Source organism: Sneathiella glossodoripedis JCM 23214 (assembly GCF_000616095.1).
GTDB lineage: Bacteria > Pseudomonadota > Alphaproteobacteria > Sneathiellales > Sneathiellaceae > Sneathiella > Sneathiella glossodoripedis.
The window spans coordinates 25,765-41,593 of record NZ_BAMS01000001.1 but is presented as its reverse complement, the minus strand read 5'-3'; the positions used below and the strand labels follow the sequence as shown (position 1 = coordinate 41,593).

The following is a 15,829-nucleotide window of genomic DNA, read 5'->3' as shown; positions in this document are numbered from 1 at the left end:
ATTATTCTTTCTTCATGAAAGAGTACGGGAGGAAACCTGTTATTGCGAGAATAAAATGAACCGCTCCCCTAGCTTCGGATGCGCGTGCTCTTTGGATCGTAAAAGGGCATGAGGGACGCAATCGCCTCCACTCTTTTTCCCGCCACCTCTATTTCATATCGGCTGGAGAGCAGATCTTCATTCGCTAATGATCCTGCTCGAACATACCCCATACCGAGGCAGGATCCAATTGCATGCCCATAGGCCCCGGAAGAAATATAGCCTGTATATTCGCCGTTACGGATAATTGGTTCATTATGATAGAGCATGATTGTTGGATCTTTGAGTTTGAATTGCACCAATCGCTTTTTTATTCCCTCAGCTTTTTGTCTAAGCAATGCTTCCCTGCCTATGAAACCACCTGCTTTGTCCCATTTCACTGTAAAAGAAAGTCCTGCTTCGAGTGGCGTATCTTCATCAGTAATATCGTGTCCCCAATGGCGATAGGCTTTTTCAAGTCGTAAAGAATCGATGGCATGATATCCCGAGTGAACAAGATCAAATTCGCTACCAGCATCAATGATCTTGTCATATACGTCTTGGACAAATTCGCTTGGGATATACAGCTCCCAACCCAATTCACCGACATATGTGATCCGGCAGGCAAGAACTCGTGCGTATCCCAGGTCGATTTCCTGTGCTGTCGCAAAAGGAAAAGCTTCATTTGAGAAGATTGCAGGAGAAATTTTACTTAATAGTGCAGGAGACTTAGGTCCCATAATTCCTAAAACAGAATATGCAGATGTGACGTCGGTCGCCATCACCCTGTCGTCGGGAGATATGTTTCGCTTCAGCCAGTTGAAGTCACGGATTTGCGTGGCGCAACTGGTGACAACCAGAAAAACTTCTGGCTCAAGGCGGGTAATTGTCAGGTCTGCTTCTATTCCGCCGCGCTGATTCAGCCATTGGGTATATACCATCTTCCCAACCGGTACCGAAATATCGTTGCAAGAGAGACGGTTTAAGAGTGCCTCGCGTCGGGCCCCTCTACTCGGTATTTCGAAAAAGAAGTCTGATCAAATAAAGTAACATTTTCTCGAGTTGCCATATGCTCATGTCTGGAATTGTCGAACCAGTTTTGGCGCCCGTAACTATATTCGTATTTAGCCACCTGACCTTTGTGCGCAAACCAGTTTGGTCGCTCCCAGCCAGTGTTGGTTCCAAAACACGCCCCGGCTTGGCTTAAGCGATCATGTAATGGTGATTTGCGGACGCCTCTGGCGGTTTCAGGCTGGCGATGAGGCCAGTGCATTTGATAAAGCAATCCCAGAGACTCTATTGTGCGGTCATACAAATAGGCTTTGTTCTGCTGAAACGGGTGCATACGGCGAATATCTACATCCCAAACATCCATTGGCGGCTCCCCCTTGCTTATCCATTCTGCAAGAACTTTGCCTGCCCCGCCAGCAGATTGAATGCCAACTGAATTAAAGCCGGTTGCAACAAACAGATTACTCAGGTTTGGTGCCTCGCCCAGCATATAACGATCGTCCGGAGTAAAGCTTTCAGGACCATTAAACCAAGTGTGAATCCCCGCATTTTCAAGAGCGGGCAAGCGGTGCATTGCCTTCATAAGAAATGGTTCGAAGTGATCAAGGTCTGGCGGAAGTTCATCGAAGGAGAAATCTTTAGGAATGCCGTCGTGCCCCCAAGGCTTGGCAATCGGCTCAAAAGCGCCAATAAGCAGTTTTCCTGCATCTTCTTTTATGTAGATGCAGTTATCTGGGTCACGTAAGACAGGAAAATTGGTAGGTAATCCTGGAATGGGTTCAGTAACCGCGTAAAAATGTTCAGCGGCGTGAAGGGGTACGGTAACCCCAACAGAAGCAGCAAGGTCGCGGGACCACATTCCTCCACAAAGTACTATTTTTTTAGCAAAAATCTCACCTTTGCTGGTTTTGACTCCAGTGGCAACATCATCTTTTTTTAGAATAGATGTAACCGTAACACCTTCATGAATTGTGGCCCCGCCTTGGCGTGCTGCTGCTGCCAAGGCCCGTGTTGTATCAATTGGATTGGTTTGGCCATCACTTGGCAGAAACAGGCCACCGACCACATCTTTAATATTTATCTGCGGGTTCAGCTCCTCAATATGGTCAGGACTGAGCGTAATACACGCTAATCCAAGATTGCGTGCCATGTCTGATCCTCGGCGGAGTTCTTCCCAGCGGGCTTCGCTGGTTGCAACGCTTAATGAACCATTTTGTTTGAAGCCGGTAGCATATCCTGAAATACTTTCCAGATCTCGATACAGGTCACTTGTATATTGGGAGAGCTTCGTCATGTTGCTGGTTGCGCGAAGCTGTCCGATTAGACCCGCGGCATGCCATGTGGTGCCGCATGTTAATTCGCGTCGCTCTAGTAAATGAACGTCACGATATCCCAGCTGTGTTAAATGAAAGGCGACTGAACATCCGATTACTCCACCCCCGATAATAACAATTTCCGTTTCACTGGGGAACTCTGTTTGCGGCATTTCGCTATCTCCTTAGAAAGTAGGGGGGGTGATCGCCCAAAGAACAGTCGTTTTGTCGGGACCTGGATTGAAACACGAATGGGTCCCGCCTTTGGGAAGGCTAAAGCTGTCTCCTGCCTCGAGCTTGTAGCATTTCTCTTCAATGCTAATTTCCAACTGTCCAGTGATAAGATAACCAGCCTCATCACCTTTTCGGTGGCGGCCGCCTTCACCGGTACCTGAGTTGGGGTCAAATGTTGTCAGCAGCAATTCAAGGGGGCCTTGAAGGCTCGGGGACAGCAGTTCTTCCGTTAAGCCGACATTCTGCATTTGCAGAATGCGACGGTTCTGCTTTCGAACGATGTAATTTGCTTCATCACCGCTAACTTGCGATTGCCCTTCAAAGAACCAGTTGAGTTCCACTCCTAATGCAGCAGCTATTTCTTGAAGAACCGGAATTGTAACTGCAGTTTTACCGCGTTCAATTTCACTAATGTTACCTGTAGATCTGTTGGTTGCATGTGCAAGTTCGACCAGTGTCATGCGTTTAGCTTTTCGCAAATCACGTATTTGCGACCCTAACGCTTTTGGATCATAAGGGCGTTTATTAGGCATTTTTAAACTCGCAATATTTGAAAAAATATTCATATATATGAAATTTTATGAAATAATTTCATTTTCTGGGAGTGATTACAATGAAATTCTATTCTGAATGCTCCGTGTTCTATCGACTAAATACTTTTGTTTCGCGGTGCTGCGCGGTAAGCTTTCTCGATGAATGAAGCAGATTTAATTGAATTTCTTGAGCAAAGCTGGGTCTATGTTCAGTCTGCAGTGTTGACAGCAGATTCTATCGTCCAGCTTGTAGCGATAGTTTTTGGCTATGTCGTTGCGATTTGGCTAAAACCTAAACTTGTTGAGGCTCTAAACGGTGTTGCAGGCCGATTTAATTTCGCAATTCTGGACCGCTTTCTACCCGTTTTGCAATCTGTCTCGTTGCCTCTGGTCTGGCTTATCGTTCAGTTTTTAGCGCTGGCTGTTATTCAGGGGGCCGGACATCCTTCATATATTTTGAGTATTACCTGCTCTCTTTTAAGTGCATGGGTAATCATTCAAATTATCACCCGTTTGATGCAAAATACAGCATGGGCACGGTTGGTGGCCTTTTGTATTTGGACAATTGCAGCCCTGAACATTCTTGGGTTGCTGACCCCTACGCTTGAATTTTTGGATAGCCTGTCATTCAGCTTTGGTGAAACCCGCATTTCCATGCTGAAAATTGCCAAAGGACTGGTTGCGGCAATTATTGTGTTCTGGATTTCGTTGGGATTATCCAAATTTGCAGAAAACAGGATTCATAAAACAACAGCCTTTACTCCTTCAGTTCAGGTACTTCTCGCCAAATTAATACGGGTAGGACTGATCGCGGCGGCAATTCTGATTGTCTTGTCCAACTCAGGAATAAATATTACTGCCTTCGCTGTTTTCAGTGGTGCTTTGGGTGTGGGTATCGGTTTTGGCCTGCAAAAAGTGGTATCCAACCTGATCAGTGGCGTAATACTTCTATTGGATCGGAGTATAAAACCGGGCGACGTAATCGAAATTGATGAAACCTATGGTCGCGTGCATTCCATGGGGGCAAGATATGCATCTGTGATTACGCGCGATGCTTCTGAATATTTAATCCCGAACGAAGATCTGATTACTCAGCAGGTGGTGAACTGGTCATACAGTTCGAAAAACATTCGCCTGAAAACTCCTATCGGCGTTGGCTATGGCTCTGACATTCCCAAAGTTGTTGAGTTGGTGGAAAGTGTGGCCGTAAAGGTAGATCGGGTGCTTGAAAATCCCGCGCCCAGATGCCTGATGAAAGGTTTCGGTGACAGTGCAATCAACCTTGAACTTCGATTTTGGATCGCCGATCCGGAGCAGGGATGCGCAAATGTTACCAGTGCCGTACTGGTGGAGGTCTGGAAAGCTTTTCGGGATCACAACATTGACATCCCATTCCCACAAAGAGACGTGCGCGTGCAAATTGTCAAAAACGCAGAAGAACAAGATAAAAATTGAAAATCATTTACCACCACTTGTTTTTGTAATAATATAACAATTTGAAATCAATATCGGTGAGGTGGGCATGTACGGACGTCATGAACATGACAGTTGCATAAGCGATGCGATGGTTGCAGCAGATGACATCTGCAAAGCAAGGGGGCTGCGCTTCACCGAACTGCGCCGGCATGTGCTTGAATTGGTTTGGGAAAATCATGGGGCGGTAAAGGCCTATGACTTACTCGAAAAGCTCGATAAGGATTACAGCGCCAAACCGCCAACAGTGTACAGAGCTCTCGAGTTTCTACAGGAAAATGGACTGGTCCACAAAATTAACAGCCTTAACGCTTATGTTGGATGCAGTCATCCATTGAAGCATACGGATTGTTTTTTTCTGATTTGTTCAAACTGTAACGAAGTGCAGGAATGCTGCGGATCAGATGTTGCGAAAGCCGTAAGGAATATGGTAGCTGGGCAGGGTTTTGCCCACAATCAGACAACGCTGGAAATAGAGGGCGTATGTCAGGAATGCCAGTTGGAAGGCTAGCCAGTATATGGACAATTTAATTTCTGCCAGAAACGTTAGTGTCGAACGTGATGGCAAGTCAGTTTTAAAAGACGTCTCTGTTTCCATTGGTTATCGGGATTTTATTACAATAATCGGGCCAAATGGTGCGGGAAAGTCCATGCTACTGAAATGCCTGATGGGATTTTACACGCCAGATCGGGGAAGTGTCACTCAGTCTGCAGATTTGAAAATCGGATATGTTCCCCAACGTCTTGTCGCTGATCATTCGATTCCAATTACTGTAGAGCGTTTCCTGAAGCTGAGAAAATTATCTACCAGCGAAAGCCGCGATCGTGTAATTGCGGAAACAGAAATCGGTTTGCTTCTTCGTCAGCCTTTATCCGTTTTATCCGGCGGGGAACTGCAGCGGGTTTTACTTGCGCGGGCATTGCTGGATAATCCGACTCTTCTTGTTCTTGATGAACCCGCACAAAATCTGGATGTCACCGGTCAATTAGCTTTTTACAAGTTGATTGAGCGTATCTATCGGGAGAGAAATGTGAGCATTCTCATGGTGTCTCACGATTTGCATTTGGTGATGTCGGCCACTCGAAACGTGCTATGTCTTTCCGGTGAAGTTTGTTGTTATGGTGAGCCAAGTTCGGTAGCGCAGGACCCTGCTTTTATTACCTTATTTGGTGAGGATATGGCAAAAATGATGGCAAGTTATCACCATCATGATCATGAACAACATCACCATAACCACGGCCATGAACATCCGACAGTCATGAAGGATTTAAATCATGTTTGATGATTTTATTATTCGCGCGTTATTGGCCGGTGGCGGAATTGCGCTGGTGGCGGGTCCACTTGGATGCTTCGTGGTTTGGCGCCGCATGGCCTATTTTGGTGATAGTTTGGCACATAGTGCTCTATTGGGTATTTCTCTTGGGCTGCTTACGGGGCTGAGTAGTAATCTTTCAACCGTCATTACATGCAGCGCGTTTGCGATCCTCTTGCTTTGGCTGCAGCATGTTCGCGTTCTGGCAACAGATACGTTGCTTGGAATTCTGGCACATGCGGCTTTATCAATTGGCATGGTGGTTCTCAGTTTCCTCGATAATTTGCGCTTTGATCTTCACGCTTATCTGTTTGGTGACATCCTAACCGTTCAAACGGTCGATCTGTATTGGATATTTGGGGGAGGGCTCATTGTCTTGGTGCTTTTGATAAAAAGCTGGGAGTCGCTCACCCTTATGACGCTGCACGAAGATCTGGCGAGGGCGGAAGGTGTCAAAACCTTTTGGGTCAATCTGATACTGGTGTTGTTAATGACAATTGTCGTGGCTGTCTCGATCCGCATCGTTGGTATCCTGTTGATCACGTCTTTGCTAATCATTCCAGCAGCAACAGCGCGGCACCTGGTACGAAGTCCAGAAATGATGGCTGTGTGTGCGTTGTTGCTTGGCCTTTTCGCAGTTTTTGGCGGAATTATGGGATCTGCCTATTTGGATACGCCGACAGGCCCATCAATTGTAAGCGTTGCGACGATCCTTTTTGCAACCATTGTACCGATTGCAGGTCTGATCACTCATTTGCAGCGACGCAGAAGGGGTATATTTACTTGAATCAGTTGCTCCGTTAAGCTGTAAAAAAATGGGAGCGCAAAAATGATAAAAAAAACCTTGAAAAGTTGGCATCAACTATTAAATGATCAGGATCCAAAAGCATTATATTCTTTGTTGCATGAAAATGCAGTTTTTCATTCTCCCGTTGTTCATACTCCGCAAAAAGGCAGGGATCTGACACATATGTATCTTATGTCAGCCTTTCATGTGTTGGCGGGTGAAGAGTTTACGTATCTTCGAGAAGTAGTTGATGGCCAAAATGCCGTTCTGGAATTTCAGACGGTAGTGGATGGGATTGTTATAAACGGCGTTGATATGATTACTTGTGACGAACAGGGCTTGATCACAGATTTTAAAGTCATGGTTCGTCCTTTGAAAGCCATCAATCTGCTGCATCAAAAGATGATGGAAATGCTTGAGCAATATCAATCGGCTTCCTGATATCAGCCCACAGTTTTAAGGACGAAGGATTTTTATGCCAGCAGATCAGATAATTCTTTTTGCGCTTTTTGCTGCTGTTTTCGTGTTTTTGCTTTGGGGGCGCTGGCGATATGATCTGGTCGCTTTTATTGCCTTGATAATTGCCGTCATTCTGGGGGTAGTTCCCACATCTGACGCTTTTTCAGGTTTCGGCCATCCTGCCACTATAATTGTTGCTTTGGTGCTGGTTGTTTCGCGCGGTTTGGTTAATTCCGGTGCGATCGATGTGATTACAAGAAAAGTAACGGCGCTTGATCTCAAATTGTCCCGGCACATCATGGCAATGAGTGGACTTGGCGCACTTTTGTCTGCCTTTATGAATAACGTTGCAGCCCTCGCTCTTTTGATGCCAGTTGATCTTCAGGCGGCCAAAAAGAAAGAGCGGAGCCCTCGTATCACACTTATGCCACTCGCCTTCGCGACTATTCTGGGTGGGATGATTACACTCATTGGTACACCTCCCAACATCATCATTGCTGCCTATCGCGAACAGAATTTGGGCGAAGCCTTTGGCATGTTTGATTTTGCACCAGTGGGACTGACTTGTGCTGTTGTTGGAATAGCATTTGTCGCATTTTTTGGGTGGCGTTTGATCCCGCGGCAGGATAGCGACAAAAATCCCGGAAAAGATTTACGGGATCTGGATGATTATATCGCTGAGATTGTGGTGACTGAAAAGTCGCCAGCAGTTGGCAAAAAGGTGAGGGAATTGGATCCATTTGCGGAAGATGCGGATGTGTCCATAGTTGGTCTCGTACGAAAAAAGCGCAGGTTTTCGGGCTATGCGCGTCATGTTGAAATCCAAGCGGGGGACGTTCTGGTTGTCGAGGCGGGACCTCAGGAGCTTGATCAGTTCCGAGGTTCTTTGAAGCTGGAGTTTGCCGGTGAAAGTCGGCATGAAAAAGTCGCTTCCGGCGGTATGTCTCTTCTGGAAGTGGTTGTGCCCCAGAACTCGCTGATCGAGGGGCGTTCTGCGCTATCGCTCAAGCTATTGTTGCGTCATGGCGTAACCCTTTTAGGTGTTTCTCGGGAAGGGGAACGTTTTCGGGAGCGGGTTCGACGCCTGAAGATTGAAGCGGGTGATATACTGCTTCTGCTGGGTCCCACTGAAAGAGTTGAAGAAGTCGCAAACTGGCTTGGTGTATTGCCTTTGGCTGAGCGCGGCCTGTCAGTGACACAGTACAAGCGCGCAGGCCTGGCGGCTGGTATATTTGCTGCTGCGATTGGTGTCGCCAGCTTTGGGGGGCTCTATTTGGCTGTTGCACTTGCTATCGTCGTTGCCGCCTATGTCCTGCTGGACATTGTACCCCTGCAGGAAGTGTATCATCAAATTGAATGGCCGGTTATCGTGCTGTTGGGGTCAATGATTCCGCTGGGGACCGCTTTGGAGAATTCCGGTGGAACCGAGCTAATCGCAAGAGGCATTGTTGATCTAACATCGGGATTACCAACGATGGCCGTTCTGGGGGTGTTAATGGTTGTCATAATGACGCTGTCGGATGTGCTGAATAATACCGCAACAGCGGTTGTTGGTGCGCCAATTGCAGTTGAGGTGGCGAACCGGTTAAATGCTAATCCTGACCCATTTCTGATGGCGGTCGCGGTCGCTGCTTCTTGTGCTTTTCTTACGCCAATTGGCCACAAGAACAACACCTTGATCATGGGGCCGGGTGGGTACAAGTTTGGTGATTACTGGCGCATGGGGTTACCACTTGAAATTTTGATCGTCGCGATTTCCATACCGGCAATCCTGTTTTTTTGGCCGCTTTAGTCGCTTAGTTATCTTTAATGTTTACGGTGGTTCTGTCGCAGACAGCTTCCATTACAATGAAGGTGCTTGTCTGTTGAACTTTCGGTAGCTGGGCAATTGTTGTTCCCAAAAACTGCCGATATTCGTTTACATCTTTAGTTCTGACCTTGAGCAGATAGTCAAAGTTCCCTGCGATCATGTGACAGGACTGGATTTGCGGTGTGCGCTGGACAGCAAGGTTAAACTCCTGAAGCGCCATGGTAGTTGTATCGCTTAAAGTGACCTGCACAAATGCGATGTGCCCTGCGTCCAGTTTTTCGGGTGAAAGTTCCGCTCGATACCCAGTAATGATTTTCGCTTTTTCGAGCCTTCGAACGCGTTCCACGCAAGGGGTTTTGGTGAGTGAAACTCTCTCGGCCAGCTCTGTCATGGTTATCCGGCCGTTATTTTGTAACTCAGTGAGTATTTTCTTGTCGATCTTATCCATATGGTCTTTAAATTTTGGTATTTCTAGTGATTTTTTTTAATATTTACGAAAAATATAGTCAAAAAGTTTAATTAACGGAAGTTTTTTGGTCAAAAGGGTTTTTCTGGTTCCTGTATGATCTCTTCCTATATTAATTAGATAGACGCCCGCTGGGAGGTTCCAATGAATCAGTTATCCGTCATTGATTTGAACGCCATACGAACCGAGATCCGTCGCCATCATATTTGTGATGAGACGACCGCATTGGACAATCTCGTTGCCTATCTCGATTTAACGGAAGATCAGCGGGAAAAGATTGTAGATGACGCGACTGAGTTTGTGCGTCTTCTGCGCCGTCAGGCCACCCCCGGTATGATGGAGACGTTTTTGAGCGAGTATGGCTTGAGCACTGAAGAAGGCATTGCTTTGATGTGCCTGGCGGAGGCGCTGCTTCGTGTCCCAGATGAGGATACGATTGACGTTCTTATTCACGATAAAATAGCGCCATCGAACTGGAGCCAGCATTTGGGGCACTCCACATCGCCGCTTGTCAATGTGTCTACCTGGGCTTTGATGCTCACAGGAAAAGTGATTTCCCTTGAAGAGCGGGAAAGCTGGGATGTTGTATCCAACGTACGGCAGTTGATCAAAAGGGCTGGGGAGCCGGTAATCCGAAAAGCTGTTGGGCAGGCGATGAAAACACTTGGCCACCAATTCGTGCTTGGCCGTAACATTGACGAAGCAGTTAAGCGTGCACGCCAGATGGAGGAGAAGGGGTACCAATATTCTTACGATATGCTAGGGGAGGCCGCGCGGACGGCTAAAGATGCCAGTCGGTATTTTCTATCCTACTCAAAAGCAATTGCTCGGCTTTCTGAGGCAGCGACCAACGCAGAGACAAGAGATAATCCGGGTATTTCCATTAAGCTGTCGGCTCTGCACCCTAGGTACGAATTTGGGCACAAAAAGCGTGTTCTTGATGAATTGGTACCGCGAGTGGTTAGTCTGGCTATTCAGGCAAAAAATGCTGGAATGGGGTTCAATATTGATGCGGAAGAAGCGGATCGTCTTGATTTATCTCTGGATGTAATTGAAGCCGTGATGAGTGTGCCGGATTTGGCTGGTTGGGACGGTTTCGGTGTCGTTGTGCAAGCCTATGGTCCCCGGGCATTTTATGTTCTTGACTGGTGTTATGCGTTGTCTGTGAAGCTGGATCGGAAAATTATGATTCGCCTTGTAAAAGGCGCTTATTGGGATACTGAAATCAAACTTGCTCAAGTCGAAGGTCTCGATGGATATCCTGTCTTTACTCGAAAATCAGCGACTGATGTCAGCTATATGGCTTGTGCCAAAAAGCTTCTATCCATGACGGACAGAATTTATCCCCAATTTGCAACTCACAATGCCCATACAGTGATGAGTATTCTTGAGTTGGCAGATGGAGTTGAAGGGTTCGAGTTCCAACGGTTGCACGGTATGGGGGAAGCTCTTCACGAGCTGGCGCGCGAGAAATTTGGTAGTCGTTGCAGGATTTACGCTCCCGTTGGTATTCATGAGGATTTGCTGGCTTATCTGGTGCGGCGTCTGTTGGAAAACGGCGCCAACAGTTCTTTTGTCAATCAGGTGTTTGATGAAAAGGTACCGGCTCGGCACGTGGTTCGCGATCCAATCGGTTTGATGTTGCATAACCGACAAAAGAGCGCGGAAACACTGCCATTACCTGTCGATATTTTCCCCGACGGCCGGAAAAACTCTGCAGGTGTAAATTTTTCAAACCCAGAGGTTCTGAAAGAATATGAACAAGCGCTGAAAGCGTTTCAGCAGAAAAAATGGTCTGCTGGAAACGCTCCGAACCGAGAGGACGTCATTAACCCTGCTGATCTTGGTGATGTTGTTGGAGAGGCGGAAAAAACGACCACTGAGGAAATTATCGAGCGATATGGGAAAGCTAAATCAGCATTCTCTGTCTGGAATGACACTCCTGTCAGGAAACGCGCCGCAATTTTACGCAACATTGCAAACGAATATGAGAATAACTGGTTGGAGCTTTCAGCAATTCTGACGCGTGAAGCGGGGAAAACTCCGATGGATTGTGTCAACGAAGTACGCGAAGCTGTTGATTTTTGCAGATACTATGCGGATCAGGCTGAGATTGCTGAAGGAGAGGGTGAAAAAGGACGAGGAGTGTTTGCGTGTATTTCTCCTTGGAACTTTCCGCTGGCCATATTTACCGGGCAGATTGTTGCAGCACTTGTTTCCGGAAATACAGTCATTGCCAAACCAGCCCCCCAGACACCTCTAATCGCTGCATATGCTGTAAATCTGATGCACAAGGCTGGGTTGCCGGAAGATGTCTTGCAACTTGTTTTTGGCGGCGCTGAAGTCGGGCAATCTGTCGTGGAACTGGAAGCACTTGACGGGCTTTGTTTTACCGGAAGTACCGCAACGGCCAAGCGTATTAATACCGTTATGGCTGAGCGTTCAGCGCCTGACGCTCCCTTGATTGCTGAAACTGGTGGGTTGAATGCAATGATTGTTGATAGTACGGCGCTGCCTGAACAAGCGGTTCAGGATATTGTAACTTCAGCTTTCCAAAGTGCAGGTCAAAGATGTTCTGCCTTGCGTATTCTTTACGTTCAGGAAGATATTGCAGACAAGCTGGTTGAAATGCTCACCGGCGCAATGGATGAACTTGAAATCGGGAACCCCGCTTGCTTTTCAACTGACGTGGGTCCTGTAATTGATAAGCAGGCCATGCTTAATATTGAAGGATATCTTGCTGAAGCTGAAAAAACAGGGAAACTTGTTAAACAGCTTGAAGTCCCGAAAGGCTTGGACGGAAATTTTGTGGCCCCTGCGCTTATTAAAGTATCTGGTATCGAAGATTTGCATAGTGAAGTGTTTGGCCCTGTACTTCATATCGCGACTTATAAAGCCGCTGAGCTTGAGGATGTACTTCAAGCAATAAATTCTGCCGGATATGGATTAACGCTTGGCCTGCATACTCGCGTTGAACAACGCGTACAGGCCGTATCCGAACAGGCTCATGTTGGAAATTTATATGTTAACCGAAATCAGATTGGTGCTGTTGTGGGGGTACAACCATTTGGTGGCGAGGGGCTCTCGGGTACAGGGCCCAAGGCCGGTGGACCTCTTTATTTATATCGTTTCCGTGAAACAGATAGCGCAGCTGAATGCATATCCGGATTAAAGGCTGATCTGGAGAAGAATATCAGTGGACTGACAGAGTTGGTGAAAAAGTGGCAACTTGAAGCACATGAAGATTTGATGGCTCCCCTAAATAGACGATTAAAAGGATACGAAGGCGGAAAAATCCTTTGTCCCGGACCTACTGGGGAGCGCAATCAGCTGTCACAATTTCCGCGAGGAGTTATCTGGATTGAAGGGGCAAACTGGAAAGTTGACTTTCTGGTAGCGATAGCGACGGGTAATAAAGTTTTGTTGGATGAGAGCTCTGAAGGGATAAATCGATTGCGTGCCTTGCTATCTGAATACCCACAGATTGCAACCCAAGTTATTTTTTATTCGTCTGCAGATCCAGAGAGAGTGTTTGAATTACCAATGGATGGATGTTGTATCTCACATGAAAACTCTGAAGAAGTGATTGCGATTAGAAGGAAGCTTGCTCAAAGGAGTGGTAAGATTATTCCAATTTTAGATAGTAACAGAACATGGCGTGAATATGTTCATGAAAGGTGCTTAAGCGTGGATACGACAGCTTCGGGGGGAAATGCAGCGTTACTTGCTAACGCTGCTGAGTAAGTTTTTAGTCGCTTGCTAACGGATTGTTTACAACCAGTCGCTACTTTTTCTGAGTGTGGTACTGAATCTGTGTGCTTTCGGGCATGTATCTGATGATTTTGACTAACTTGGAAAAGAAGCTTGTCCATAAGCAAGTACAATATAACCTCCGCAATTCTATTGTCAGTTGCCGCTGCTATTTTATTTGCGTTTGAATGGCAGATAGAGCGATCTGCCATCTACAATGCTCAACAGAAACAGAGAGCGCAGACAGAAGTACTGGCAAAGGATTTGCAAACCAGAATGGTTGCGGTGTTATCGCAAGATATTCATCTATTATACGGATTGCGTGGTTTTATCGAAGCAAACCCAAATGTCTCACAAGAAGATTACGCAAAATATGCTGCTTCCTTAAAGAGAATTCGACCCTCCATTAGAAACATTGCAGCAGCACCCAATTTGGTTGTTGAATATGTGTATCCACTTGAAGGGAATGAAGCGGCTTTGGGCCTTGATTATCGGAATGCACCTGAAGAGCAGAGAACTGCCGTATATAAGGCAATAAGGGAGGCGAAAGCAATTGTAGCTGGTCCTGTTGATTTGGTGCAGGGCGGAAGAGCAATTATTTTCAGGCTGCCTGTATATATTACAGGTCAAAATGGCGAACAGAACTTATGGGGGATTTTAGCAGCACCAGTTGATATTGATATCATTTACAAAGAATTGGAGATCTCTGAACTAACCGAAAAATATCATGTTGCGATTAGAGGAAAAGACGGATTAGGCGAAAATGGTGATGTGTTTTTTGGTGACCCTAATCTATTTAACGAGAGTTCACAGAGTGTGACCTATAATATTGCGCTGGAAAATGGATATTGGGTGTTGGCCATGCGTCCAAAGGAAGGGTGGGCGAACAGTTTTCCAGAACAGACGGTGACGCGTGTTGCATTTATTTGCCTGTTTTTTGTACTCATTGTTTTCTGGCGATTTGCAGATACGTATTTGAAAGAGCGTTTGGAGATTAGAGAGCAGAAGAAAAGAGCTCTTCGGGAAAAAGAAGAGTTTCTGGAAATACTAAGTCATGAAATCCGATCTCCATTACAAGGAGTGCTCGCTGCCCAGAAGTTTTTGTTGGAAAACGGTGTGCCGGAAACTTTACGGCCGATTGTGGAAACGGCGGAAGAATCAGGCAATTATATTGTCGGGTTGATTAACGATTACCTGGATTTACAAAGAGCAGAGAGCAACAAACTTAAAAATAACGCCACACCTGTCGACTTACGTTCGATGCTTCACAACGTAACTTCGATTGTAACTGCAGGGAAGAAAGAGCAGGTCGCCTCAATTAAGATTGCGGTATCTGATGAAGTTCCCAAGCTGGTCATGTTAGATGAAAAGAAAACTCGCCAAGTCCTGGTGAACCTGATTGGCAATTCGGTTAAATATACCAACAAGGGTTACATTCAGGTCTCCGTAACCACACAACAGCAATCAGATATTTGTCAACTTTACATTACGATTGAAGATACAGGAATTGGTATTGAACCCGCCGAACTGGAAACATTGTTTGATAGGTTTACGCGGAGCGAAGGAGGTGAAAGCAAGGGTGGATCCGGTCTTGGTTTGGCGATCGCCAAAATGCTCGTTGATGTGATGGAAGGTGATATCTCCGTAAAGAGCGTTTTGGGGGAAGGATCACGGTTTACTGTAAATATTCCACTGTTAGAGCCGGTGGATGAGAGCGCAACGAATAAGACGGCCGAGGAAGGACTTACCAAAGAGGATACAGAGCGATTGAGTCAGTTGAAAGTGCTTGTCGCGGATGATGTGCTGGTTAATCGTATGTTGCTTAATGCCATGTTGACGCCCAGGGTCAAGCAAGTTCATATGGCGGAAGATGGTCAGAGAGCGCTGGAAATTCTAGAAAATGAAGAAATAGACCTGGTCATTCTGGATATCCAAATGCCTGTTTTCAGTGGCTTTGAAGTGGCGAAAAAAATGAGAGAAAACAAAAAGCTGCAAGATATTCCGGCTATTGGTTTAACCGGGGAGGATATTCAGGGGCACCAGTTGGAAATTGAGACAACGGGCATGGATGTTTTGTTAAACAAACCTATTCATTTGCGACCATTACTGCATGCTATTTTAACCGCGATTTAGATTGATATTTTTGCTAAACGCCATTTCGATATTGCTATATTTTTTATCCGCGGTGACTTCTTTTCCGATCCATTCTGGCAGTTGAATTTCCTGTTCAATGTCGCTTAATTCAATTTCCGCCAGTATCAGACCTTCATTCGGTTGAAGAAATTCATCAACTTCCCAGCGTTGGTTAAATTCGTCTTTTACCAGAAATCTGGTTTTCTGAATTGGGTTACCTTTAGCTTGAGACAGTTGAGCATTTACGTCGGATTCTGGAATTTCATATTCGAATTCTGCGCGAGCTAACACCTGATCATCGGAAGAGGGGTATTTTAATGTGATATAGGCGCGTTCATTTTGGGAGCGCAATCGCACTGTAGGAACGTGATCCGGTGTGGTCAGATAGATTTGTTCGATTTCAAAGCGGTCAATAATTTGAGATTTCCAGCTATTTTCTTTTACCAGAAATTTGCGTTCGATTTCCATTGTGCCCCGGCTATCGCGTGTCTGCTATGCAGGAACATATTTTGACTTTAACCTCAAGGCA

11 protein-coding genes and 1 pseudogene are annotated in these 15,829 nt (G+C 46.1%); 8 read left to right on the top strand and 4 right to left on the bottom strand.

Annotated elements, in window-relative coordinates; translation table 11 throughout:
* Positions 1–68: 68 nt before the first annotated feature.
* A pseudogene (locus tag JCM23214_RS23565) lies at positions 69–2,515 on the bottom strand (GcvT family protein).
* Between the two features lie 12 nt (positions 2,516–2,527).
* Entirely contained in the window at positions 2,528–3,109 is a 582-nt protein-coding gene (locus JCM23214_RS00195) for a helix-turn-helix domain-containing protein (RefSeq protein WP_037492656.1), read from the bottom strand.
* Positions 3,110–3,268: 159 nt separating this feature from the next.
* Here JCM23214_RS00195 and JCM23214_RS00190 point away from each other — a divergent pair, with 159 nt between their 5' ends.
* From JCM23214_RS00190 to JCM23214_RS00165, 6 genes are all read left to right on the top strand, one after another.
* On the top strand, positions 3,269–4,564 hold the full coding sequence (locus tag JCM23214_RS00190; protein ID WP_025896858.1) for a mechanosensitive ion channel family protein: 1,296 nt from the start codon (positions 3,269–3,271) through the stop codon (positions 4,562–4,564).
* 67 nt (positions 4,565–4,631) lie between these two features.
* Entirely contained in the window at positions 4,632–5,093 is a 462-nt protein-coding gene (locus tag JCM23214_RS00185; protein WP_025896857.1) for a transcriptional repressor, read from the top strand.
* A 7-nt stretch (positions 5,094–5,100) separates the two neighbouring features.
* On the top strand, positions 5,101–5,865 hold the full coding sequence (locus JCM23214_RS00180; protein WP_025896856.1) for an ATP-binding cassette domain-containing protein: 765 nt from the start codon (positions 5,101–5,103) through the stop codon (positions 5,863–5,865).
* On the top strand, positions 5,858–6,682 hold the full coding sequence (locus tag JCM23214_RS00175; RefSeq protein WP_025896855.1) for a metal ABC transporter permease: 825 nt from the start codon (positions 5,858–5,860) through the stop codon (positions 6,680–6,682). Before JCM23214_RS00180 ends, JCM23214_RS00175 begins: the two co-directional genes overlap by 8 nt.
* A 42-nt stretch (positions 6,683–6,724) precedes the next feature.
* A complete protein-coding gene (locus tag JCM23214_RS00170; RefSeq protein ID WP_025896854.1) occupies positions 6,725–7,123 on the top strand; it encodes a nuclear transport factor 2 family protein in 399 nt (132 codons plus the stop codon).
* A 34-nt stretch (positions 7,124–7,157) separates the two neighbouring features.
* A complete protein-coding gene (locus JCM23214_RS00165; RefSeq protein ID WP_025896853.1) occupies positions 7,158–8,933 on the top strand; it encodes an SLC13 family permease in 1,776 nt (591 codons plus the stop codon).
* A gap of 4 nt (positions 8,934–8,937) precedes the next feature.
* Here the strand turns inward: JCM23214_RS00165 and JCM23214_RS00160 are convergent, their stop codons facing one another.
* Positions 8,938–9,399, bottom strand: a complete 462-nt coding sequence (locus tag JCM23214_RS00160; protein ID WP_025896851.1) for an Lrp/AsnC ligand binding domain-containing protein — start codon at positions 9,397–9,399, stop codon at positions 8,938–8,940.
* Between the two features lie 162 nt (positions 9,400–9,561).
* Between JCM23214_RS00160 and putA the strand changes: the two genes are divergently transcribed.
* Entirely contained in the window at positions 9,562–13,161 is a 3,600-nt protein-coding gene (putA, locus tag JCM23214_RS00155; RefSeq protein ID WP_025896850.1) for a bifunctional proline dehydrogenase/L-glutamate gamma-semialdehyde dehydrogenase PutA, read from the top strand.
* A 120-nt stretch (positions 13,162–13,281) separates the two neighbouring features.
* A complete protein-coding gene (locus JCM23214_RS00150) occupies positions 13,282–15,300 on the top strand; it encodes an ATP-binding protein (RefSeq protein ID WP_148301727.1) in 2,019 nt (672 codons plus the stop codon).
* Here the strand turns inward: JCM23214_RS00150 and JCM23214_RS00145 are convergent.
* Complete coding sequence (locus JCM23214_RS00145; RefSeq protein ID WP_025896847.1) at positions 15,286–15,768, bottom strand: CYTH domain-containing protein; 483 nt, start codon at positions 15,766–15,768, stop codon at positions 15,286–15,288. The two genes, JCM23214_RS00150 and JCM23214_RS00145, sit on opposite strands and share 15 nt — an antisense overlap.
* Positions 15,769–15,829: the final 61 nt, after the last annotated feature.